The 23,256-nt window shown below is 44.2% G+C and carries 21 protein-coding genes and 1 pseudogene; 18 read left to right on the top strand and 4 right to left on the bottom strand.

What is annotated here, in order from left to right; translation table 11 throughout:
* The first annotated feature begins 10 nt into the window (after positions 1 to 10).
* The 10 genes from xseA to spo0A all read left to right on the top strand — a co-directional run bounded on the left by xseA (position 11) and on the right by spo0A (position 10,916).
* Entirely contained in the window at positions 11 to 1,375 is a 1,365-nt protein-coding gene (gene xseA / locus J2T16_RS12845; protein WP_221788520.1) for an exodeoxyribonuclease VII large subunit, read from the top strand.
* Complete coding sequence (gene xseB, locus J2T16_RS12850) at positions 1,365 to 1,622, top strand: exodeoxyribonuclease VII small subunit (protein WP_221788521.1); 258 nt, start codon at positions 1,365 to 1,367, stop codon at positions 1,620 to 1,622. Before xseA ends, xseB begins: the two co-directional genes overlap by 11 nt.
* On the top strand, positions 1,615 to 2,520 hold the full coding sequence (locus J2T16_RS12855) for a polyprenyl synthetase family protein (protein WP_418792650.1): 906 nt from the start codon (positions 1,615 to 1,617) through the stop codon (positions 2,518 to 2,520). The genes xseB and J2T16_RS12855 overlap by 8 nt, the downstream gene beginning before the upstream one ends.
* Positions 2,521 to 2,810: 290 nt before the next feature.
* On the top strand, positions 2,811 to 4,718 hold the full coding sequence (dxs, locus tag J2T16_RS12860; RefSeq protein WP_154888452.1) for a 1-deoxy-D-xylulose-5-phosphate synthase: 1,908 nt from the start codon (positions 2,811 to 2,813) through the stop codon (positions 4,716 to 4,718).
* Between the two features lie 31 nt (positions 4,719 to 4,749).
* The gene (locus tag J2T16_RS12865) at positions 4,750 to 5,595 is read left to right on the top strand and encodes a TlyA family RNA methyltransferase (protein ID WP_154957657.1); all 846 of its coding nucleotides are present in this window, start codon (positions 4,750 to 4,752) and stop codon (positions 5,593 to 5,595) included.
* An 85-nt stretch (positions 5,596 to 5,680) separates the two neighbouring features.
* The gene (locus J2T16_RS12870; protein ID WP_154888456.1) at positions 5,681 to 6,166 is read left to right on the top strand and encodes a hypothetical protein; all 486 of its coding nucleotides are present in this window, start codon (positions 5,681 to 5,683) and stop codon (positions 6,164 to 6,166) included.
* Between the two features lie 90 nt (positions 6,167 to 6,256).
* Positions 6,257 to 6,706, top strand: a complete 450-nt coding sequence (gene ahrC, locus J2T16_RS12875; RefSeq protein WP_090922497.1) for a transcriptional regulator AhrC/ArgR — start codon at positions 6,257 to 6,259, stop codon at positions 6,704 to 6,706.
* Between the two features lie 23 nt (positions 6,707 to 6,729).
* Positions 6,730 to 8,448, top strand: coding sequence for a DNA repair protein RecN (recN, locus tag J2T16_RS12880; RefSeq protein ID WP_090922495.1), 1,719 nt, complete (start codon positions 6,730 to 6,732; stop codon positions 8,446 to 8,448).
* 120 nt (positions 8,449 to 8,568) lie between these two features.
* Positions 8,569 to 9,897 (top strand): SpoIVB peptidase, encoded by a 1,329-nt coding sequence (gene spoIVB / locus J2T16_RS12885; RefSeq protein WP_221788529.1) that lies wholly within the window; start codon positions 8,569 to 8,571, stop codon positions 9,895 to 9,897.
* A 203-nt stretch (positions 9,898 to 10,100) separates the two neighbouring features.
* Positions 10,101 to 10,916: a sporulation transcription factor Spo0A gene (spo0A, locus tag J2T16_RS12890; RefSeq protein ID WP_090922491.1), complete on the top strand. Its 816-nt coding sequence runs from the start codon at positions 10,101 to 10,103 to the stop codon at positions 10,914 to 10,916.
* A gap of 409 nt (positions 10,917 to 11,325) precedes the next feature.
* Here spo0A and J2T16_RS12895 read toward each other — a convergent pair whose 3' ends face one another.
* Positions 11,326 to 12,078 (bottom strand): hypothetical protein, encoded by a 753-nt coding sequence (locus tag J2T16_RS12895; protein ID WP_336120276.1) that lies wholly within the window; start codon positions 12,076 to 12,078, stop codon positions 11,326 to 11,328.
* Positions 12,079 to 12,268: 190 nt separating this feature from the next.
* Between J2T16_RS12895 and J2T16_RS12900 the strand changes: the two are divergent.
* Positions 12,269 to 12,383, top strand: a pseudogene (locus J2T16_RS12900) (sporulation initiation factor Spo0A C-terminal domain-containing protein); the annotation flags it as partial.
* Between the two features lie 269 nt (positions 12,384 to 12,652).
* Positions 12,653 to 13,615 carry a GGDEF domain-containing protein gene (locus tag J2T16_RS12905; protein WP_221788531.1) on the top strand — a complete coding sequence of 321 codons (963 nt, stop codon included), beginning with the start codon at positions 12,653 to 12,655 and terminating at the stop codon, positions 13,613 to 13,615.
* Between the two features lie 325 nt (positions 13,616 to 13,940).
* Here the strand turns inward: J2T16_RS12905 and J2T16_RS12910 are convergent, their stop codons facing one another.
* A complete protein-coding gene (locus J2T16_RS12910) occupies positions 13,941 to 14,759 on the bottom strand; it encodes a hypothetical protein (RefSeq protein WP_336120275.1) in 819 nt (272 codons plus the stop codon).
* Between the two features lie 228 nt (positions 14,760 to 14,987).
* Here J2T16_RS12910 and J2T16_RS12915 point away from each other — a divergent pair, with 228 nt between their 5' ends.
* From J2T16_RS12915 to J2T16_RS12930, 4 genes are all read left to right on the top strand, one after another.
* Entirely contained in the window at positions 14,988 to 16,961 is a 1,974-nt protein-coding gene (locus tag J2T16_RS12915; protein ID WP_221788552.1) for an AraC family transcriptional regulator, read from the top strand.
* 152 nt (positions 16,962 to 17,113) lie between these two features.
* The gene (locus J2T16_RS12920; protein ID WP_221788533.1) at positions 17,114 to 18,148 is read left to right on the top strand and encodes an NAD(P)/FAD-dependent oxidoreductase; all 1,035 of its coding nucleotides are present in this window, start codon (positions 17,114 to 17,116) and stop codon (positions 18,146 to 18,148) included.
* Positions 18,149 to 18,414: 266 nt separating this feature from the next.
* Positions 18,415 to 19,068 carry a hypothetical protein gene (locus J2T16_RS12925; RefSeq protein WP_221788534.1) on the top strand — a complete coding sequence of 218 codons (654 nt, stop codon included), beginning with the start codon at positions 18,415 to 18,417 and terminating at the stop codon, positions 19,066 to 19,068.
* A gap of 540 nt (positions 19,069 to 19,608) precedes the next feature.
* A complete protein-coding gene (locus J2T16_RS12930) occupies positions 19,609 to 20,085 on the top strand; it encodes a hypothetical protein (protein WP_090922478.1) in 477 nt (158 codons plus the stop codon).
* 103 nt (positions 20,086 to 20,188) lie between these two features.
* On the opposite strand, the gene J2T16_RS12935 is transcribed toward J2T16_RS12930, so the two are convergent.
* Positions 20,189 to 20,788 (bottom strand): thymidine kinase, encoded by a 600-nt coding sequence (locus tag J2T16_RS12935; protein WP_090922476.1) that lies wholly within the window; start codon positions 20,786 to 20,788, stop codon positions 20,189 to 20,191.
* A gap of 176 nt (positions 20,789 to 20,964) precedes the next feature.
* Between J2T16_RS12935 and J2T16_RS12940 the strand changes: the two genes are divergently transcribed.
* Positions 20,965 to 21,177: a hypothetical protein gene (locus J2T16_RS12940; protein ID WP_154888469.1), complete on the top strand. Its 213-nt coding sequence runs from the start codon at positions 20,965 to 20,967 to the stop codon at positions 21,175 to 21,177.
* Between the two features lie 40 nt (positions 21,178 to 21,217).
* On the opposite strand, the gene J2T16_RS12945 is transcribed toward J2T16_RS12940, so the two are convergent.
* Entirely contained in the window at positions 21,218 to 21,535 is a 318-nt protein-coding gene (locus J2T16_RS12945) for a DUF2627 domain-containing protein (protein ID WP_090922472.1), read from the bottom strand.
* A 234-nt stretch (positions 21,536 to 21,769) separates the two neighbouring features.
* Here J2T16_RS12945 and lpdA point away from each other — a divergent pair, with 234 nt between their 5' ends.
* Positions 21,770 to 23,194 carry a dihydrolipoyl dehydrogenase gene (gene lpdA, locus J2T16_RS12950; protein WP_221788535.1) on the top strand — a complete coding sequence of 475 codons (1,425 nt, stop codon included), beginning with the start codon at positions 21,770 to 21,772 and terminating at the stop codon, positions 23,192 to 23,194.
* Positions 23,195 to 23,256: the final 62 nt, after the last annotated feature.

The following is a 23,256-nucleotide window of genomic DNA, read 5'->3' on the forward strand; positions in this document are numbered from 1 at the left end:
GTAACTGTCTGTGGCAGAGCAAAAAATTTACTCTATCAAAGACCTGAACCGATATATCCGGATGAAACTGGAATCGGATCAGGTTCTGTCGGACGTCTGGCTGCGCGGAGAGATATCCAATTTCACGCATCACTCCAGCGGCCACATGTATTTTACATTAAAGGACAAGGACAGTCGGATTAAATCCATCATGTTTGCATCGCATAATCAGCGTTTACCCTTTGTACCGAAGGAGGGTGCAAGGGTTATTGCGCGTGGTAACGTTTCGGTATATGAACGCGACGGGCAGTATCAATTTTATGCGACACATATGCAGCCAGATGGTATAGGCAGTCTATATCTGGCTTATGAGCAGCTGAAAAAGAAACTGGAGGACGAAGGATTGTTCTCTCCTGCTCGCAAAAGACCCATCCCAAGTTATCCACAAACGATTGGTGTTGTAACATCTCCTACAGGAGCGGCTGTTCGTGACATTATAATCACACTGCAACGAAGGTATCCATCGGCTAAAGTTGTATTGTACCCGGTGCTTGTTCAAGGCAAAGGGGCTGCACCATCCATCGTCAAGGCAATAAACAACTTTAACCATATGGCTGAAGCAGATGTGCTTATTGTAGGACGGGGCGGTGGATCACTCGAAGAACTGTGGGCTTTTAATGAAGAAATTGTAGCTCGAGCCATAGCAGCTTCAACCATTCCAGTGATCTCTGCGGTTGGTCATGAAACGGACTTTACGATTGCAGACTTTGCTTCCGATTTACGTGCTGCGACACCAACAGCGGCAGCGGAACTTGCTGTGCCGAATCGTGCAGAGCTGATGGAACAGATTGCACGAAGACAGCGCCAGTTACAGAACAGTCTGAAGCAACGTGCCGTATATCATCGTGAACGCCTAAATCGTCTTCAGCGCTCCCCCGTGCTGGTGCATCCGCGCAGAACGTTGATGCAGCATACAGAACGTCTGGATATGTTACATCAACGCTTGCAACGAAGTGTGGATACACGAATGAAATGGACGGGAGAAAAACAAGAACGGTTGCGGACAGCTTTACAGCGGTTTAATCCTCGGGAACAAGTGAATACAGCACGCCGGGATAATGCAGCCGCTCGTAAGCAACTTGAACTTGCGATGAGATCAATTACACGTAGCAAGCAACAACAGTGGAAGTCACTGGTAAGGCATCTCGATGCACTCAGTCCGCTGAAGGTAATGTCACGTGGTTATAGTCTTGTCTACGATGAGCAGGAACAGCAATTGATTAAATCCATAAATGATGTACAGCCGGGCGACTCGGTGAAGATCAAATTAGCGGACGGACAGCTGGACTGTCAGGTCTGGGGAATGAAGGAGGACAACAACATCCATGGCGAATGAACCGGAACTGAATTTTGAAGAGGCAATGGCGGCATTAGAAGACATCGTAGGTCAGCTGGAGCATGGAGATGTTCCTCTGGAGCAAGCGATTGATTTGTTTCAGCGCGGAATGAAACTTTCCCAGTTATGTGGCCTGAAGCTGGAACAAGTGGAACGTAAGATCGAGATGATCGTAGAAGAAGATGGGGAGCTTCGCAAGAAGCCTTTTGGCACGGCTGACGATGAGAGCGGTGAGATCAATGAGTAACCGTCTTTCATTCGAAGCGTACCTTCAGGAAGTAACTGGAGATGTTACGGAAGCGCTGAAACACACCCTTCCCGAGCATTGGGATATACCTCGTTCGCTCACGGAATCGATGCAGTATTCATTAATGGCTGGAGGTAAACGCCTTCGTCCACTTCTGGTCGTTGCTGCGGCGGAAGCCTTCGGCGCGGAGCGTACAGCTGCGATGCCGGTAGCCTGCGCCGTGGAGATGGTTCATACGTATTCGTTGATCCACGACGACTTGCCTGCGATGGATAATGATGATTATCGTAGGGGAAAATTAACGAATCACAAAGTATATGGCGAAGCGACAGCCATTCTTGCGGGAGATGCACTGCTGACCCACGCTTTCTACAGCATTGTTCAGACAGGACGTCAAAGCGGAGTGAATGCTGATGCTCTGTTAGCTATTGTTCAGGATTTAGCTGAACTTGCAGGAGCCAGAGGCATGGTTGGTGGCCAGGTTGCTGATATGGAAGGCGAGCAAGGGTTGACCGATTTGTCTCAGCTTCAATATATTCATCTGCATAAAACAGGTGATCTGATGGTCTTCTCCCTCCTTGCAGGTGCTCGCATCGGCGGGGCTACAGAAGGACAGTTGGAGGCGCTGAGTGTATTTGGGCGGGATTTAGGACTCGCATTCCAGATTCAGGATGACATTTTAGACCTGACGGGTGACGAGCAGAAGATGGGGAAAAAAACGCAAAGTGACGTGAATCAGCAGAAGGTAACTTATCCGTACTTTATCGGAATGGAAGCTTCCGTTGCAGAAGTGAAATCCCTCACACAATCCGCTAAAGATGCACTTGAACGAGCGCAATTGCCGGATGCTTCAAGGTTAATGGAGATTGCCGATTATCTGATGAGCCGTGACCATTAACATTTAACTTAGGCGGCTGATTCAATGTGAAATGAACAGTGTAATGATAGTAATGGCTTCTTTATGCCAATAAACGAGACGAAAGCTTCTTTCAATGATTGGAGAATACATAATTATAGAGCTTCGGATATGAATCGTAAGCGAACGACTCTTGATCGGCTGAAGCGGTCTGTAAATTATGATTCTTGTTCATTTATGGTATAATGATTCAATGTTATTCAATCCATTACACTCAATAAATGATATATATCTAATAAACAACAACATTCTAGGAAAGCGGGGAGATTCTCGTGCTGCTTCCACAAATTAAACAACCCAGTGATCTAAAGGTGATGTCCCAGGATGATCTTGTCCTTTTGTCGGCAGAGATCCGCCAGTTTCTGATTGAGAAGCTGTCTGCTACAGGCGGGCATCTTGCACCGAACTTAGGAGTGGTTGAGCTCACCGTGGCCCTGCACTACTGCTACAACAGTCCAACGGATAAAATGATTTTTGATGTGGGACACCAGGCTTATGTGCATAAAGTTTTGACGGGGCGGATGGATCGCTTTGATACGTTGCGTCAACAGAACGGATTATGCGGATTTGTCAAACGGAACGAAAGTGAACATGATGTATGGGAAGCCGGACACAGTAGTACTTCATTGTCTGCTGCCATGGGTATGGCTATGGCTCGTGATCTGAAAGGTGAGGATAACCAGGTTATCGCCATCATTGGAGACGGAGCGCTTACAGGCGGTATGGCGTTTGAAGCACTGAACCATATCGGACATGAACAGCGTAAGCTGATGGTTATTCTCAATGATAATGAGATGTCTATCGCACCCAATGTGGGAGCCATGCATAAATACTTGAGTAAAATTCGTTCAGATCGTCATTACTTGAAAGCTAAAGATGATGTGGAAGGTATTCTCAAAAAAATTCCGGCCATTGGTGATCGTCTGGCGAAATCGGCGAGCTGGATTAAGGATAGTGTCAAATATATGATGGTTCCTGGTGTTCTTTTTGAAGAACTGGGTTTCACGTATTTGGGCCCGATTGACGGGCATGACATCCCGCAACTGATTGAGGCTTTCAAACAGGCTGACAATGTGGATGGTCCTGTAATGGTCCATGTGCTTACAACCAAAGGCAAAGGTTATCAGCCTGCCGAGGCAGATTCGCATAAGTGGCACGGAATTTCGCCATATAAAATTGAATCAGGTCAAGTGCTCAAAGCCGTTGGAAAACCGATGTACACCGAAGTATTCGGTCAGACGCTCGTTGAACTAGCGAAAGAGGATAAACGTATCGTTGCGGTTACACCTGCAATGCCTACAGGTTCAGGTCTAATTCCTTTCAGCAAAGAGTTTCCGGATCGCATGATTGATGTGGGGATCGCAGAACAGCATGCAGCTACGATGTGTGCGGCACTGGCCATGGAAGGGTTAAAACCGGTTTATGCGGTATACTCTACGTTCATGCAACGTGCATATGATCAGATCGTTCACGACATCTGTCGTCACAATGCAAATGTTATATTTGCAATTGACCGCGCTGGATTTGTTGGACCTGACGGTGAGACACATCAGGGAGTATACGATGTTGCGTTTATGCGTCACATTCCGAATATCGTACTTATGATGCCAAAAGATGAGAATGAACTGCGCCATATGATGAAAACGGCGCTAGATTATAACGAAGGTCCGATTGCGTATCGTTACCCGCGTAACAATGTGGTTGGCGTACCAATGGACGATGTGTTAGTTCCGATTCCAATTGGTTCCTGGGAACAGCTACGTCCAGGTGAAGGATACGCGATTATCGCCTCAGGTTCCATGGTTCAGCTGGCTGAAGAAGTAGCAGATACGGTGAAACGGGAAGGGATAAATACTGGAGTTATCAATGCTCGTTTCCTCAAACCATTGGATGAACAGATGCTTCGTGATCTGGCTGTCCGTGGAACAAAGCTGATTGTGCTCGAAGAAACCTCGCAGGCAGGCAGCATGGGAAGTGCGGTGTTGGAATTCTATGCTGAACAAGGTATACATGATGTTCATGTGCATCTGATGGGCATTCCTGATCGATTTATCGAACATGGCAGCATCAAGGAACAACGTGAAGAGGTTGGTCTCACGGTGGAGAATGTAAGTGCCGAATTGCGTAAAATGGCCGTTCAATCTTCATACGGAATGTCCAAAACACGTTTCCCTTCCTAACATTAGAATGATTAGCGGATAGGAGATAGACATGTCACTCCCGAAAGAACGAATCGATGTGCTGCTGGTGGAACAGGGCTACTACGAAAGCCGTGAGAAGGCAAAAGCTGCGATTATGGCTGGACTTGTGTATGCCAATAATGAACCGATTGAAAAAGCAGGCATGAAAATTCCAAGGGATGCTCAGCTGAAGGTAAAAGGTTCAGTGCATCCTTATGTAGGCAGAGGTGGACTAAAGCTTGAAAAAGCGATTCGTCATTTCAACCTGAATATGAATGATCTTGTCATGTTGGATATCGGTTCATCCACTGGTGGTTTTACGGATTGTGCTCTTCAACATGGCGCATCCCATGTATACGCCATTGATGTGGGGTATAATCAACTGGACTGGTCACTGCGTAATGATGAGCGGGTCACCGTGATGGAACGTACGAATTTCCGTTACGTCACGCCTGAAGATCTGAGTGGACCTGTGCCAAACTTTGCAAGCATTGACGTATCCTTTATTTCCTTGCGAATTATACTTCCGCCGCTTCTGGCTCTGTTGCAACGGCCTGCGGATATTGTGGCTCTAATTAAACCACAGTTTGAGGCGGGACGAGATAAAGTGGGTAAATCAGGTGTTGTCCGAGACCCGAAGGTGCACAAGGATGTATTGCAGACCATGCTTCATTTTGCCAGTCAACTTGGATTAAACCTGAAAGGCCTGACCTTCTCACCGATAACGGGTGGGGAGGGGAATATCGAATTTCTCGCACACTGGCGTCTGGAAGCACCAGAGGCCGCACAACCAGAGAACGACGAGGCTTCACTTGATGCACTTGCAGAGCAGGTCGCCAAAGAAGCCGCTCATACTTTTACGGGAAACTCATCATAGGATGGGTTTCTTTTCGCTGGAAAGATATTTTGGGACAAAGGAAAACGGGTGTTCGATCTCGAATATATCACTGAGGTGAGCGGTAATGGAGGGTCAATATGACACAATCGTTATTGGTGTGTTTGCTGTCTGTTTAATCGTATGGTTGTTTCTCGGACTGCGTAGCTGGCTGAATCGTCCGATTCCGGTAAGCTTTGCCGAGTTGAGACTTAATGAAAACATTCAAGATTCTCCTGCTCTGACTTTACTTGAGGCAAATGGATACGACGTGATTGGCGGGAAAATGAAAGTACCTTTAGCCTTTGAGGCCGATAATTCCGTTTTATACAGCAGGTTGTTTATTGATTATGTTGCTGAGCGGCAGGATGCAAGGTATCTAGTCAAAACTTCCCGTCGCAGGCAACCGCTTGAACGAAGCGGACCTGCTATAAGGGATCGCTTTCTTCCCTATTTATTATTGTACCCTGGATGTGAAGGATTGCTTTATGTAGATCTGGATGATTCCGATATAATGGTAATCAGGCTTATGGATTATCAAGAAGACGTGTATGATGGAGAGGATCTGGATTAATATATAATAAGTTTGAAATATGGCATGATACAGCATTGCATTAAAGGTCAGGACTGCATCTTTGCAATACATTTTTAATTGGAGGCATGTATGAAAGGACAACGACATATCAAGATTCGTGAAATAATTAGCCAAAATGAAATAGAGACCCAGGATGATCTGGTTGAAGCATTGCGACAAGCGGGTTTTCAGGTGACACAGGCAACGGTATCGCGGGACATCAAAGAGCTTCTTTTAATCAAAATTCCAATGGATGATGGACGATATAAATATTCATTGCCAACCGATCAGCGCTATAATCCGATTCAAAAGCTTAAGCGCGCGCTCGTGGATAATTTCCTGCACATTGATCACACCAACAATCTTGTAGTGATGAAATGTTTGCCGGGAACAGCGAACTCCATTGCAGCATTGCTTGACAATATCGAGTGGACTGAAGTGATGGGCACGATCTGTGGAGATGATACGATCCTTATTATTTGCCGTACAGAAGACAACAGCGTCACTGTCATTGAGCGCATCATGGGATATATTGCTTAAATCAGCCGGAGGTGTTTTTGCAGATGTTAGTTACATTATCAATTCGCAATCTCGCCGTGGTGGAAGAAGTCGATGTGGTCTTTCATCCGGGATTTCATGTGTTGTCTGGGGAAACCGGTGCAGGTAAATCCATTATCATCGATGCTCTCGGCTTGATAGCGGGAGGACGGAGTTCAGCAGATCTGATTCGGTACGGATGTGACAAAGCAGAGATGGAAGCGCTGTTTGAGATGGAGCCTAGTCATCCGGTGTGGAATACGCTGGAGCAGCTGGGTATTCACTGTGAGCCCGAGGAACATCTGGTGATTCGGCGTGAATTGAACACGCAGGGTAAAAGTACATCACGGATTAACGGACAGCTTGTGAATTTGACAATGCTACGCGAAGTGGGCGAGAAGCTGATCAACATTCACGGTCAACATGAGCATCAGAGTCTGCTTCGTGCAGAAAGTCATCTCGGGTTGCTGGATACGTATGGCTCCGATATAATCGGCCCCGTCAAAGCTAAATACCAGGAGCGCTACAGCAAATTTATTGCAGCTGAGAAGGAATTGCGGGCGCTACAAGAGTCAAGCCAGCGGGCTTACCAACTTCTTGATATGTACCGTTTTCAACTGGAAGAAATCGCTGCGGCTGGTCTTACCCAAGGGGAAGATGAATTACTTGGCGAAGAACGGGTCAAACTATCCCATAGCGAGAAAATGATGGACAGTGTTTCGGGTGCATACGATTTACTGAGTGGACAACGCGGATTAGAAGCGATAAGCATTGCGTTATCCCAAATTGAGGATATCTCTGGATATGACAGCAAAAGATTGCAGCCGATTGTAGAGCAACTACAGTCTGCTTTTTATCAATTGGAAGACGTCACCTTTCAACTGCGGGATTACCGGGAGCGAATCGAATTTAATCCCGGCAGACTGGAAGAGGTGGAGCAACGATTAAATCTGATCTCTGGACTAAGACGCAAATATGGAGATAGCGTAGAACTCATTTTGAATTATTATGAACAGATTAGTCATGAGACCGACCAGCTAGAGAACAAAGATGAGCGTTTGGAGAAGCTTCGTACGGAGCGTGACAAACTGCTTGTGCTTGTGATGGAATCGGCTGAGGAGCTAAGTAAAGTGCGTAAACAATGTGCGGAGGAACTGGCTGCTCAGGTCGAAAGTGAGCTCAAGGATCTGCAGATGGAACGCACGTCACTGCGTGTTCAGATCGTGCCTGCTGAAGATCCAAAGGGCATTGAATGGAATGGACGCCGTATCAGGTTCAGCCGCCAAGGGGCCGACAATGCGGAATTTCTGATCTCCCCTAACCCGGGTGAGCCTCTTCGGCCACTAGGTAAAATCGCTTCAGGCGGAGAATTATCCAGAATCATGCTAGCGATGAAGAGCATATTTGCTCGTCATGACCGCATTCCGGTATTGATTTTTGACGAGGTGGATACAGGGGTTAGCGGCCGGGCGGCACAATCCATTGCGGAGAAGCTTCATCGTCTGTCTTCGACGTGTCAAGTATTCTCAATAACACACTTGCCACAAGTAGCTTGTATGGCGGATCATCAGTATTTGATCGAGAAACATGTTTACGACGGACGCACGATGACTCAAGTGGAATCGCTGTCCGAGGAAGGCCGAGTGAAAGAGTTGGCACGTATGCTCGGTGGTGTGGAAATTACAGAAAAAACATTGCATCATGCGCAAGAAATGCTGAATTTGGCGGAAGCCAAAAAAGGGTGAAACGGACGGCTGGCGTAATGTTTGACAGTAATAAAAGCCTGGGGGCGGGGTTATCTTATAGGTACGCAATTGGCGACCACCTTTCGTCAAGCGAAAGAAGCAAAGGGAGTGTGACAGCCATTGAATTCCCCCCTCAGGAAAAAATTGCTAGGTCTTTTATTTGCCTTCTTTCTATGTGTACTTAGCCAGGTTGTACAGCCGATGCAGAGTTATGCTTCTCTGCCTGATGAAGTGCAGGTCTTTGCGGGCAGGCAAGCAGACGTCAGGCTTACAGTACCAGCCGCTTCAAGCGCTGTCGTAGATCGGCCGGATATCGTTGGACTGGATCATCAGTCTGCAATCAAGGTTACTCGTCAGGAACCTTTACATCTTCATCCTCAGCAGACGGGACATGCTAAACTAACCTTGAAGCTATGGGGGAAAATTCCCGTTAAAACGGTTAATGTAAACGTAATTCCTGATCTGCGTGTTGTTCCAGGGGGTCAAACGATTGGCGTCAAAGTTAAATCTGCAGGTATCCTGGTTGTTGGGCATCATCTCGTTCGTTCTAATCCGGATGAACAAAAATCACCAGGTGAAGCGGCTGGGATTAAATTAGGTGACTTGATTACACATATGGATGGCAAACGTCTGGATGGTGTATCGGGTGTATCCGAGGCCGTAGAACTTGCTGGTAAACGTAATCAAGGTATTGATGTTGTGCTAAAACGGGGGAATGAAACCATTAAAACCAAGTTAACCCCGGCGTATGATGCAGAAGATAAAGCATGGAGACTGGGATTGTACATTCGAGACTCGGCAGCTGGTGTAGGTACGCTTACCTTCTATGCACCTGATCAAGGCGTTTATGGGGCGTTAGGTCATGTCATCACGGACATGAATACTCAAACCTCCATCGTTGTAGGCAGTGGACAAATTGTACAATCTAATGTTACATCCATCTCCAAAAGTGAAACTGGTGATCCTGGTGAGAAAAGAGCCCATTTTCTTAAAGAAAGCAAAATTTTAGGTAACATTGAGCGTAATACGGCTTTTGGTATCTTCGGTAAGATGTCTCAGAATCCGGAACATAGCTTGTATTCGCAAGGAATACCTGTCGCTTTTTCACATGAAGTGAAGGAGGGACCGGCTGAAATTTTGACTGTGGTCGATGGGCAACAGGTTGAACGATTCACCATCGATATTGTGCATGTTGCCGATCAATCGGAGCCAGCGACAAAAGGGTTGGTATTACGTATTACAGACCCTAAACTGATCGATAAGACGGGTGGCATCGTTCAAGGAATGAGCGGTAGCCCGATTGTTCAAGATGGCAAGCTTATTGGCGCAGTGACTCATGTCTTTGTGAATGATCCGAAATCCGGTTATGGATGCTTCATTGAATGGATGCTCCAAGATGCTGGTGTAATGATGAAAAAAGGTCAAGCGAAAAACCTTAAGGCTGGTTAAACAGCTTTAAGGTTTTTTGTCGAAAGTAAACATATTATATCGTATGCTGAAATAAAATATTTATTATAAAGGATCAAGAAAAAAAAATAAAGAAAAATAATTTTCGACAGAAGGAATTTCACTTGGCGTGTCGAAAATTTAACGTGTAAGGAAATGTACGAAATTGTAAAATACGAGGTTTTAAATAAAAGGAGGATACCGTTTTGCAAAAAATTGAGGTATTGCTGGCCGATGATAACCGTGAATTTACGAATTTGCTCGCCGAATATATATCCGAACAGGAAGATATGGAAGTGACCGGTATTGCATACAACGGTGAAGAAGTATTGCAATTGCTGGAACAAACTCGGGATGTACCGGATGTGTTAATTCTGGATATTATCATGCCTCATCTGGATGGACTCGGAGTGTTGGAACGCCTGCGCGGCTTAAACCTGTCTCCGCAGCCCAAAGTAATTATGCTCACTGCATTCGGCCAGGAAAACATCACACAGCGTGCTGTGCAACTCGGAGCTTCCTATTATATTCTCAAGCCATTTGACATGGAAGTACTGGCGAATCGGGTGCGTCAGCTTGTAGGCACGCAAACGACAATGTCTACAAGCAGCGGTTCTTCTTCCTCCATGTATATCAATAAATCTAATGTTGTACCGATGGGCAAACACAAAAATCTGGATGCCAGCATCACGTCAATCATACATGAAATCGGAGTTCCTGCGCATATTAAAGGTTATCAGTATTTGCGGGAAGCCATTACGATGGTATACAACAATATCGAAATTTTGGGCGCCATCACCAAAACGTTGTACCCGGCCATTGCCGAAAAGTTCAAAACGACGCCGTCTCGCGTCGAACGTGCCATTCGTCACGCCATTGAAGTGGCATGGACACGCGGCAACATCGACAGCATCAGCCACCTGTTTGGTTACACGATCAATATCAGCAAGTCGAAACCGACGAACTCCGAGTTCATCGCGATGGTCGCTGACAAGCTGAGAATTGAGCATAAGGTTAGCTGAACTGATGAGCTGTAAGATTTTGAGGGTATTAAGGATTACAGTTTAGTTGCGGCTATAAAAAATAAGGACGTTTTGAGCCGATAATTTCGAATAAATAATACAACAAAAAACCACTTGTTTATGGGATTTCTACAATCACATAAACAAGTGGTATTCTTATCGACAAATTTATGCTTTGTATCAATTCGAAAAATCTTTTCCGCAAGACATCGGCTTCCTTTGTTTGGCGTATGATTTACGAAATCTGGCGAAGGTCAAGCCAAATCAAGTTTATATTTATTTCAAAAAAAGAGGAAATTCTCAACGTCTGACACCGTAAGATTAACGACGTCAGTTCGAGACATAAATGTTTTACAATGTTTTGAATTGAGATATTAAAATCAGAATTCAATGAGATGTTCTTTTCTTTTTATCCTTGTATCCATGATGTAACAGCAATGGATGATGGCTTTGGTTCAAGGTATGTTGCTCCACCCAAAAGTGTATCACCGAAGAGCCCTTTTTGATAAACTTGACCATACGTTGATTTATAAATTGGATAGCCAACTCCTATACCTGTTTTACCTCCGGGGACATTCATAGGAACCATTACGGATGTGGATACGCCAATTTGTTCATTAAGAGTACGACCAAACTCGGCCGCAACAAACTCTTTAACTCCGATGCTGAGAGAAGTTTGTACCTCTACTGATACACTTTCGTTTGCAGCTATCGAAATTTCTACATCATTGCATGACTGAGTTTTCGGTTTATTGCAAAAGTATTTGCCTCTCGCAATTTCAGTCCAACCATCAACACTTTGGGTTGGACTTTTTACAAGTTTGAAACCCCAAATGTTCTGTGGACTAATAGAGTCATCTTGCTCTTTTACAGGATCTCGAGGGTTATCAGATTCATTGTTTACTATTTGAATTGAAACCAATTTTGCGCTTTCGGAAGGCTTCTCAAGTCCGTATTTCTCAATAAGTTCTTCCTGATTATTTTCTATAGCGTAAACAGTGGTGTTTTCTTTAATTGGTTCCCCATTTAGGTAAACATAGCCAGAAATTTCACCAGAATTTACGGGGATCAACTCTTTTTCGGAAGCACTGGCTAGACTGTAAAAAGTAGCAGATAAAGCCAAGACTGAAGAAGCGAGGACCAGAGATAATTTCTTCTTCAATTTTTTAGTCCTCCTTTTAATATTATGTACTAATAATATCCAATTGGAATGGTATATTCAACATATATTTGTAAATATAATTAATCTTTTGGAAGTAATAAGAGAGTCAACCTATTAAGTTTCATTAAAATGATTTTTTCCACATGAATATATTGACCAACGTTAAGTTATATAGAAGTGTATAAACTGCTACCCAGCTATTGCCGAAAAAATTCAAAATCATGCAGTTCACATCGAACTTGCGATCCGTCACGCCATTGAACTGGCATGGACTCGAGGGCATCAGTGACAGCATTAGCCACCTGGATGTTTTGCTAAAGCCCAATAAATATCCGAATTTTTAGTGTATTTCTATATTTGATTTAATAGACATTACAAACTAACAATTTGAACAACACGAAAAAGTGGAAATGTGACTTATTACCTAAAAAGTTTACAGATTTAAGCAAAAAATTGGTGTTTTTTCGAAAAAATTTACCTGAAGTTAACGCTTTTTTAGGTAAAAAGTGGTACGATGTGACCACGGATAGATCAAAAGTGACATGGTTGACGATATGGCGAGGGGTTGATTTATGTGTTTACTCAAATAGGTGAAATTGCTGAACCGATTCCAGTCGTACTGCCAGAAACCAAGTGTGATGCCTTATATCAACTGTTTAAATCCAATCCAAATCTGGAAGGTGTAGCGGTTGAAGGGAAAAAAGGAATTTCATTGATGATGCGAACACGTTTTTTTCAACAGATCGGCTCACAATATGGTTACAATCTCTACATGGGGCGTCCTGTGAAGCTGCTTATGAACCTAAACGCACTAGTCGTAGATTATTTGGAACAGATTACAGATGTCAGCGTGGCGGCGATGAAGCGTGAAGAAGCGGATCTGTATGATCTGGTTCTGGTAACATCTGGAGGTCGATTTCATGGGGCGGTGAGTATTCGGCGATTACTGCTAGAGGTTGCGGATGTTCGAGCGGAAATGGCGATTTTTATGAATCCGTTAACAGGGCTTCCTGGCAATCGAATTATAGATGATCGATTAGTTCAAGTACTTAAACAGGATCAGTTCAGTGTTCTATACATTGATCTGGATCAGTTCAAATCGTATAACGATAGCTATGGTTTCAAAATGGGGGACGAGCTTATCCAAGCAACCGCCACTTTACTCCGTGAGCATTTTGGGGTAGCAGAGGCTTTTCTAGGCCACATTGGCGGGGATGATTTTATTGCCATTCTAAACCACCATCAATACAAACAAGTCTGTGAAGATGTTATTGTCCAGTTTGAGGAGATCAAAAAAAGTTTCTACAACGAACAGGACTGGAACAATCAATATGTGATGGGTGAGGGACGCTCTGGATTGAATCGACCTATTCCTTTAGTATCGGTATCCATCGCAGTTGTAACCAATCTTTACCAAAAATATGAAAATATGAATCAAATCGTACATGAGGCAACTCGTGTGAAAAAAAGCTGCAAATCCATCAATGGCAGCATCATTTGTTCGAATGACATGGAGGGGGAGGCTGTGCGGGCCTAGTTGTGCCTAAACTTAGATACTACATAGGTTAATGTTAATCGTTTCGAGGAGAAGTAATCATATTGAAGCTTATATAGGTGGCAGTCGAATCACCCAGAGTAATTATCCATCCATGGTGAATGACAAAAAAAACGCCGAGATTTTGAGAACAACTCTCCAAAAACAGCGGTTGTCTGATTAGATGGATCGATACAAAAGAATCACAAGATGTGAAGCAATGAAGGATCGTTAGGTGATATAAAAGGTAATATTAAAACCATCTCACAATATGTATATTTTCTTTACAGGTCTACATCCGTTTAGGTCTAACCATAATTCACCTTCCTTAGATACGAATGTCTACAGAAGAATAAGCCGAAGTAGCCGATGCACCTGCTTTGTTTGGTACAGAGCTGCTTACGTGTCCTTTTTCTGATTGTTCTACATCGGGAGCACTGTCTTTCAACGTAGGTACCGCCGATTTTCCTCGGTCAATCTCTTGGGACTCTTCTTTGCGCGAACCTACAGATGAGGGGAACTGTCCCGAATCGTGACGTCCAGGCTTATGAATTTCGTCTACCAACTCTCCGAGCTTATGATTTGTTTTACTTATGTGGGACTCTAGCTCCTGCACAACTTCTCTTTTTTTCTGAAAAACAGTGCGTTCAGCGTTTTCCAGCATCTGCGTTTTGCCAAGATCGCTGTGTGTATCGTACTCCAGCACAATCCGGTCAAACCGGGTTTCCCCCTCGATAGTATAAATAGAACTTTGCATTTTATCCCGCAAACCAACCAGCTTTCCCATCTGATCGTACGTCTGACTATGCTTCATAAGATGATTCATCGACGGAGTCTGTTGCTGTTCTTCCGGCTTGGATTGTTGTTGCTTCGTCTGATCCATCTGTTGTAACTTGTTTTTCTCTTCCATTTCTTCTGCTTTAATTTGGGCTATTCGGCTATCAATCTGCGCAATGGAACTTGTTAAGGATTTTATGCGTTCTGCTTTTGTTTTGATATCAAGCTCATCATTGGATTTAACAATCTGGATTTGTTCATTGAATTTTACTTTCTGCTGCATCAACCCTTGAATTTCTTTATCTCGATTGGAGGTAGGGCTGGCTGGTGGGGTGAAACTGCTTTTGGTTACAGGTGAAATTGAATTCATTTTACCTTCTCCCTCTTTAGTATGGTCATGGCCTTTTATACATATATCGGTTGATAAGGGAGAGAAATAAAGCTTCTTTCTGATCACAAAAATATTACTTTACGTAAAGTATTGCGAACTTTATCAGGATAATTGATAATGGTTATCAATGAGTGTGTATGAGAAGAGGGTGTATGAGAAATTTTCAGCGGTTATTGTTTCAGGAGAAACGGGGATTGGAGAGAAATGATGAAATTAAACGAACAGATGCAATATTGGAATTATGCGGCCGTGAAGGTGCTGGATATACGCCGTATCGTCTTAAAGAACGAAATACAACATGGATCATATACACTGCCTGCTGCTTGTTTTATATATTCGATTCGAGGGTCGGCCGACCTTCAATTGAACGGACATAAGTATAGATCAGAACCATTTTTTATACTTCATGGAGCCAAAGGATCAATATTAAATATAAAGAACGATGAAGAGTTCGAATATATTATGTTGTATTACAGAGCATTTCGAGCATTTCCCAATTATCGTAAAAGGTGGTCGCAGGGACAGACTCTAGGTGCTCCGTTATCCTTACAATATGGATTTACACCGAGTAGTCCGTTGAAATTGTTACGATATCTTCATGAGATGGAGAAAGTATGGGCGCAACAATCAAATTTGAACCTGCTTCATACGAAGAGTCTGTTTTACCAATTCATTCATGAACTGATGGTTCAGCTAGCTGCACAAGAGGTTCAAACCGAAGTTGTTGATCCGGTGAAACAGACGCTTGAATACATTCATCAGCATTATAGAGAACAGGTTACACTTGATTTTCTAGCAGAACAATTCAATTTTAGCTCGCGTCATTTATCTATGCGATTCAAACGAAAGACGGGTTACAGTCCCATCGATTACTTAATTCAGACGCGAATCGGCAAGGCTCAGGATTTACTTGTACGTTCAGATGCAAAGCTTGGTGATATCGCTGCAGAGGTTGGTTATTCAGATGTATATTATTTTAGCCGAATTTTCAAGAAACATGTGGGCATGTCTCCAACCCTGTATCAAAAGAAGATGAAGGAATTGCGCCGAATAGAAGATCGTCCATTGCACGTATCCGAATCGTCCATTGGCTGGGCATTGAAGTCAAGATATATTGATTATGATAATCATTATCGATATATAAACGGAGGGTCCACACCAATGAAAAGAAAAAATTCAAGTTCCAGCATGATCATGATTGCAATATTAAGTCTAACGATGCTCCTTACGGCCTGTTCTTCAGGTACCGCCAATACACTTTCAGCTGGAGAAGGAACGGGTGCTAATTCGACTAACAGTAGTTCATCAGTAACATCAGAGACGGGAAGTCAAGTAAACAAAGATAAAGAAACACGCACGGTCTCGACCATAAAAGGTGATGTTATCGTTCCGGCTAATCCGAAAAGAGTTGTTGTGCTGTATCTTCAAGGTGATGTGGTTGCACTTGGAGTCAAGCCAATCGCTACATCGGATGTATACGACGGGGCTGCTTACAAGAGTGAGCTTGAAGGTGTAAATTCACTCGGTACCTGGTTCGAACCGAACCCTGAAGCGGTCATTGACCTTGATCCAGACCTGATTATTGTTCCGTCGGAAGAAACATATAACACGTTGAAAAATATCGCACCTACGGTGTATATTCCGTACGAGAAAATGACAACGGAAGAACGACTTCACAGCATAGCCAGCATTTTTGGCAAAGAGAAGGAAGCTGAAGTCTTGATTAACAACCTTAACAGCAAAGTGGAAGAGAGTAAAAAAACTCTTGCAGACGCTGGTATATTGGATAAAACCATTTCCATTATTGAAGGCGGACTAAAAGGTATGGTCGTTGTGGAGAGCAAGCAATTTGGTCGGGGTTCTCAGGCAGTCTATGAGTATTTGGAGATGAAAGCTCCTAAAGTAGTACAAGACAAAATCGATGTCGTATCAGACGAAGATGGCTCTACAATCTCAATGGAAGTTCTTCCAGAATACATAGGTGACTATGTGTTCCGCTCTGTGTATGAAGGGGCAGATGTTCTAACAGATAACCCTATATGGAGCAGTATTCCGGCAGTAAAAGAAGGTCGGTTGATCGAGATTGATTTTGATTTCTTTTATTATTCAGACATCTATTCCATCAATAAACAACTCGATTTTGTTGTAGATAAACTTTTGTCTGCTCCAAGAGCACAATAAATGAAGAGGAAATCGCGCACATAAAGTTACGCAGGAGGCGAAAATGATATTGTGATTGTAATTTGAACCCATTTCCATTAGACTTAAACGATAATGAGAATCAATATCACATGAATAACTACCATAGTCGAGTGGATGGAGGTCCTGTAGAGATGAATCAAGAATTAGAGCTTTATGATGTGACGATTATCGGAGGCGGCCCGGCAGGCATGTACTCTGCTTTTTATAGCGGTATGCGAGATATGAAAACGAAATTAATTGAGGCACGCGACAGATTGGGTGGACGGATGCTGTTTTATCCGGAAAAGATGATCTGGGATGTTGGAGGGGTAACACCCATCCTGTGTGAAGATCTGATTAAACAGTTGGAGCAGCAGGCGCGCACATTTGAACCGACACTTGTGTTTGAACAACAGATTGAAGGATTTGAACGTAAACCGGATGGCACCATTCTGCTAACTTCTGCTACAGGTGAGCAACACTGGACACGCACTGTCATTTTGGCAATAGGATACGGGATATACAAAATGGCGAAACTGGAGCTTGAAGGGGCAGACCGCTATGAAGTATCCAATCTACATTATACGGTGCAAGAGCTCGAGCCTTTCCGCGGTAAACGAGTGTTAATCTCGGGCGGGGGAGACTCCGCTGTGGATTGGGCGAATGAGCTAGAGAGCTTGGCTCAGCAGGTAACGGTCGTACATCGACGTGATCACTTCGGAGGACTGGAGCGGAACGTGTCGCGTATGAAAGAATCCTCAGTTGACGTGCGCGCACCCTACGCAATTGAGAAGTTACACAGCATAAGCGGGGATATGATTGAACAGGTAACCGTTACACATATGGAAACCGGAGAGACGGAGATGCTTGAAGTGGATGCGGTGATTGTCAATCATGGCATGAAGAGTGATTTTGGTCCCATTCGTGATTGGGGATTAGACTTGGGTGAATGGCATGTGAGCACAACCGAAAGATTGCAAACGAACATACCTGGCGTTTTTGCCGCGGGTGATTTCGTCGATTATGGAAGCAAATTGTATCTGATCGCGGGTACATTTACAGATGCAGCTCTAGCTGTTAACAGTGCGAAGTTATACATGGATCCGGAAGCCGAAAAAGTAGCTTATGTCTCTTCTCATAACAGTCGCTTCAAAGAAAAAAACAAAGCACTTGGTGTTGTGGAGTAGTTAATATTAAGTCGAAACAAGACTTGAACTTAAAATAACTTCGGGAATTTTCCGAGGTTATTTTTTGTACCATGCGCGTATGAAGTAGTTAGAATTGCACAAGATAGAACAGTCTTTAAACAGGTTTTGGATTGAAGATCAGCTCTAAACCGTCTATAATCAACATCTACAAGAGGCTTGCGCGTATAATAACAGGTTTTCACGTCTTGCATGCTAGCTTAGGGACTCAAAACCGGATTACATTTCGACAAGGGTGGAGTACAACAATGAAAAAAGGTTCATCATCCGGACAACAAAATACGACTTTCATTCAGCGATTGCTTCAACGCGTGAATATGAAACGAGTGAAATGGTCCGAGGTTTATCTTGCTACAGCCGGAGCACTGCATCATTTATTGGTCGAGGGCCGACGTAAACGTGCCGCTGTAAAAAGGAAACAGCAGGATATGCCTCTCAGTGAATTAAAATCGTTGAAGCTTGAGCCAGGGGACATCGTCTATACGCCAAGCTCGGAATCAACTTATTATGCCGGGCATATGGGCATTATTGGTCTGGACGGAAAGGTGTATCATGTGCATCCTTACGGGCCGGTTTTTGCGGATACATTGGACTGGTATCTCACTCGTTTTTATGAAGGAGATCGCTTCATTGTGTTCCGTTCCAAGCTCCATCAGGTGGGTATTCGGGCAGCAGAATGGGTTCAAGAACATTATAAGCAGGTAAAATTCTACCGCTTGCAAACGAACCTTCTAAGTGTCGAGCGAAATTATTGTTCCAAATTCATATATCAGGCTTATAAGTTTACATCCGGACTGGATCTGTGGGGACGAAAGTTCGCTAAACTGAAACAGGGGTTCATCTATCCTTTTCGCATAGAGCGTTCATCGGATCTCGACGTACTGGGCACATTTTATAAATAAAACGATGACTGAAAAAACCGATTAGGCCGCTGTTTCTCGGGTGTAGAGAATACTGGTGTCTACGGTTTTTTTTAATATGTACTGAGATTAAAACAGGAAAAACACCCGAAACGTCGAATAAAATATGAGATCGGCACGCACAACTTGGAATCGTATACATAACAGGTGGCGCGATTTTTGCAGGCCAAGGAAAAAACGACGACAAGGCTAGCGCATAAGAAAGAGTGAAGCGAATATGAATTGGCTAGGTTTTTTACGGAGGTTTCGGCGGCAGCAAAACGTAGTGAAGCTATCGGACTACACTCCAAAAAAGGAAAGGAGGAACTACTGTTCCATTTGCAGGAAACATATGAAAAGGGTCGTGTATTATGCCGCTCCACAGGGAAATGTTACAGGTGTATGCAGTTCTTGTAAGACAATAGCAGATGAGAGAGGTATGTTTCCCATTTAATAAGAAGAAATGCGCTCAGGAAACAATATTTTTTTGATTTATGCGCGTTTTTGTAGTACATTAGCAAATGTATTCGAAGGAGGATTCTAATGTACTCAGGAAGACAAGACGATACTTTATACATCATGACCTACACCTTAAATAGCGGTATCAAGGGTACGGTTCCACTGTCTAATAAGCAGATTGTTGAATGGCTCGATTGTTATAGAAATGAGAGACGCTTCGTAACGGAGATCGGCAAAGAATTTTTTGGGTTAAATGCAGGTTTGGTCGCAGACTTTAAGGTTCAAAATCATTTATCCGATTATCAGCAGACGATCATGCCAACACAGCAGCAGGATAACCTGGAACGTCTGTCCAGTGCTTATAAATCCACCGAGCTATTGATGAAAATTGATTGTAAATGCGGCACGGCCTACGTCACAGAATCTCCTTATAAACGTACCAAATGGTATTGCACGAAATGTAAAGAGATTGTATTCCTGGATGCCAAAAAAGGAATGGTAGAAACGTCACGTGGCGACGCATATTACATGACCAACAAATATTTTGTTTCCCGTGACTAGCGGGAAGTGATTTGGAGAGCATCGCACACAGCGGTGCTTTTTTGTGCCTGTTCTGTTGCTGACAATAAAAAAAGCCCAATTGGGCTTTGGTGCTGAGTGTATCTTAGGACGGGCATTCCACTTTATGAGGAGGAATAAAGCAGCAACGACAGCGGGGCTCATAAGCCTCCGAATCGCCGATCATGACAACTGGACCCAATGTAACAGGTTCTCCGTTGACAATTCGCTGTGTAAAGGCAGCATCCGGGCTGCCGCATACCGCGCAGAATGCAGAAAGTTTCTCAATATCATCAGCCATGGCAAGCAGGCCACCGATATATCCGAATTCTTTTCCGCGATAATCCATGTTCAGTCCATCCACAATCACATGTTTGCCACAGTAAGCCAGTTCGGAAACGAGTTCCATGATGGCACTGCTGAAAAACTGAACTTCATCAAAGGCAACAACATCGGCATCTATGGTTTGGTTCAGAATGGTCTCTACGGATTCCGGCGTTAATTGCCGGGGAATGGAATGTGCAGGAAGTCTGTAGCCGATCCGGCTTACGATCTCGTCCTGAGCGAATCGATCATCCTCGGCTGGTTTGTAGGCAACGACCTTTTTACGGCCAAATTGAATAAGTTTCTGACAACGGCGAATAAGTTCACCAGATTTTTCACTGAACATGGGTCCAGTAATTACGGTAATACGTCCAGTTTGCACGGTGCTGCTACCCCTCTCGCATACGGAATTCAAAAAAAGCGACCATTACAGATTACCACATCTTCTTTGGAAAGAGCCAGAACTAATATAAATCGGTTTGTGTTACTATATGGATGGTTACGATGTTGGTTCCGAAAGCTGGAGCCACTAGAGTTATCTGAAAAGAGGTGTTACCAATGAACGAAGCATTAACCTCACTGAAGCAACGATATGAGGAGCTGAATAAACAAGGCAAGCTGGATGAAGCTGCGCAGGCATTATTTACAGAACTACTGACAGAAGCAGAACGGCTACAAGCCAGCAATCTGACATTGCGCAGAACGATTCTGAAATCATCTTCGAAAGAATCACGCATGTCCACTAAACTTCGAGATGCCTTGTATGAATGAAGCATTTCTAATCATGCGCAGAAAACAAAAAAGCCCGGAATCATGAAGTGCTTCCGGGTGTTTCCATCTGTTCTGACTGTTTTTTGGAGCGAAAACGTGGTCCTACATAATTGCGTTTGCGGTCGCGAAACAGAATCCAGCCGCCGAGAAAACTCATGCCTGCCGCAAAAAGCACGAGCCCACCCAAGAAGGAAAGCCACTGGAATCCGGGAGCGATCAGGTCGTTTCCGTGCTCCGCGTAATATAGAAATAAGGCATCTTTCATCATGAGGAAGCCCTTCATGGCCATTAAGCCTGGGATAACGAGTATAACAATTGCGAGAAAGCGCGCAAAGACTATTTTTGTATTCATGAGCATTATACCCTTTCTGCCAGTGTAGACATAAAATAAAGGTTACGCTTACAGGGAATCCCTGCTTATATCATAGCTTGGAATGTACAGACTGTCCATGCGAGAATGGGTCAAATTTTGAGTTGACCGCGCAAGGAGAGTACAATGATATATAGAGGATATGAAAAGTGTTAAGGTACCATCGGTCATTTTATTAATATTTATATTCAAAAAAATGAGCATATAGAGGAGAACATAGAGATGCCAATACCATGTGATGTTGCTGTATTAGGTGGAGGAACGGGCGGATATGTTGCGGCGATCCGTGCTGCCCAGCTAGGCAAAAAGGTCGTTATTATAGAAAAGGACAAGCTAGGTGGAACTTGCCTGCATCGTGGATGTATCCCAAGCAAGGCGCTGCTAAAAAGTGCGGAGATGTACGCTGAGATTCAGGATAGCGAGAGCTACGGCATCGAGACAACAGGAACAACGCTTGTGTTCCCGAAGGTCCAGGCGCGTAAAGATGCGATTGTGGAGCAACTTCATCAAGGCGTTCAATATTTGATGAAAAAAAATAAAATCGAAGTCGTGCACGCCAAAGGACGTGTGATTGGGCCGTCGATCTTCTCACCACAGAGCGGGGCTGTAGCGGTGGAGTATGAGGACGGCGAGATGGACACGGTTGTTCCAACGAACCTGATTATTGCTACGGGCTCACGTCCACGTGTGCTACCGGGTCTTGAACCGGATGGTCGATACATCATGAGCAGTGATGAAGCGCTTCGCATGGACGAATTGCCTGCTTCAATCCTCATTGTGGGCGGTGGTGTTATCGGTCTGGAATGGGCCTCTATGCTGAATGACTTTGGCGTGAGTGTGACGGTGGTTGAGACAGCGGCTCATGTGCTTCCTGCAGAAGATGAGGACATAGCAAAAGAAATGCAACGTTTACTTGGCAAACGAGGCGTGCGTTTCTTGACTAACGCTAAACTGATGACGGATAGCTACCGCACCGAAGATCAGAACGTGAACATTGATGTGCAGCTTGCGGGAGATAAGGTAGAAACGCTGACGGCTGAAAAAATGCTGGTGTCTGTTGGGCGTCAAGCTAATGTTGAAAATATCGGACTTGAGAATACCGATATCAAAGTGGAACGAGGTTTTATTGCGGTTAACAAACACCTGCAGACTGGAGAAGGCCATATCTATGCGATTGGTGATTGTATCGGCGGGTTACAGCTTGCTCATGCCGCAAGTCACGAAGGCATCCTTGCAGTGAATCATCTTGCTGGCGAGAGCGTGCATCCGGTTGAAGCACATCGGATTCCGCGCTGCGTGTATACACGCCCGGAAGCTGCCAGCATTGGATTCACCGAAAAAGAAGCTAAGGAACGCGGATACGAGATCAAAACCGGCAAGTTCCCATTCCAGGCCATCGGCAAGTCTTTGATTCACGGAAGTCGCGATGGATTCGTGAAGGTTATTGCGGATGCCAAAACGAATGATATTTTAGGGGTACATATGATTGGCACCCATGTTACGGAATTGATCGCTGAGGCTGCATTGGCACAAATGCTGGATGCAACGCCATGGGAAGTCGGACAGACCATACATCCGCATCCTTCATTGTCGGAAATTATGGGCGAAGCGATGTTAGCCGTGGATGGAAAAGCGATTGGAATGTAAGTCAGACAACCCTGAGTGAGAAAGGTACTTTCCTTTTTTGGGCAAAAGGGATTATAATAAGG

Source organism: Paenibacillus intestini, assembly GCF_030803945.1.
GTDB classification, from domain to species: domain Bacteria; phylum Bacillota; class Bacilli; order Paenibacillales; family Paenibacillaceae; genus Paenibacillus; species Paenibacillus polysaccharolyticus.

Excerpts from the sequence above, each read along its gene's own strand:
- xseB (WP_221788521.1), top strand. The coding sequence starts at position 1,365 with ATGGCGAATGAACCGGAACTGAATTTTGAAGAGGCAATGGCGGCATTA.
- J2T16_RS12855 (WP_418792650.1), top strand. The coding sequence starts at position 1,615 with ATGAGTAACCGTCTTTCATTCGAAGCGTACCTTCAGGAAGTAACTGGA.
- J2T16_RS12865 (WP_154957657.1), top strand. The coding sequence starts at position 4,750 with ATGTCACTCCCGAAAGAACGAATCGATGTGCTGCTGGTGGAACAGGGC.
- J2T16_RS12870 (WP_154888456.1), top strand. The coding sequence starts at position 5,681 with ATGGAGGGTCAATATGACACAATCGTTATTGGTGTGTTTGCTGTCTGT.
- ahrC (WP_090922497.1), top strand. The coding sequence starts at position 6,257 with ATGAAAGGACAACGACATATCAAGATTCGTGAAATAATTAGCCAAAAT.
- recN (WP_090922495.1), top strand. The coding sequence starts at position 6,730 with ATGTTAGTTACATTATCAATTCGCAATCTCGCCGTGGTGGAAGAAGTC.
- J2T16_RS12910 (WP_336120275.1), bottom strand. The coding sequence starts at position 14,759 with ATGAATTCAATTTCACCTGTAACCAAAAGCAGTTTCACCCCACCAGCC.
- J2T16_RS12915 (WP_221788552.1), top strand. The coding sequence starts at position 14,988 with ATGAAATTAAACGAACAGATGCAATATTGGAATTATGCGGCCGTGAAG.
- J2T16_RS12920 (WP_221788533.1), top strand. The coding sequence starts at position 17,114 with ATGAATCAAGAATTAGAGCTTTATGATGTGACGATTATCGGAGGCGGC.
- J2T16_RS12925 (WP_221788534.1), top strand. The coding sequence starts at position 18,415 with ATGAAAAAAGGTTCATCATCCGGACAACAAAATACGACTTTCATTCAG.
- J2T16_RS12930 (WP_090922478.1), top strand. The coding sequence starts at position 19,609 with ATGTACTCAGGAAGACAAGACGATACTTTATACATCATGACCTACACC.
- J2T16_RS12940 (WP_154888469.1), top strand. The coding sequence starts at position 20,965 with ATGAACGAAGCATTAACCTCACTGAAGCAACGATATGAGGAGCTGAAT.
- J2T16_RS12945 (WP_090922472.1), bottom strand. The coding sequence starts at position 21,535 with ATGCTCATGAATACAAAAATAGTCTTTGCGCGCTTTCTCGCAATTGTT.
- lpdA (WP_221788535.1), top strand. The coding sequence starts at position 21,770 with ATGCCAATACCATGTGATGTTGCTGTATTAGGTGGAGGAACGGGCGGA.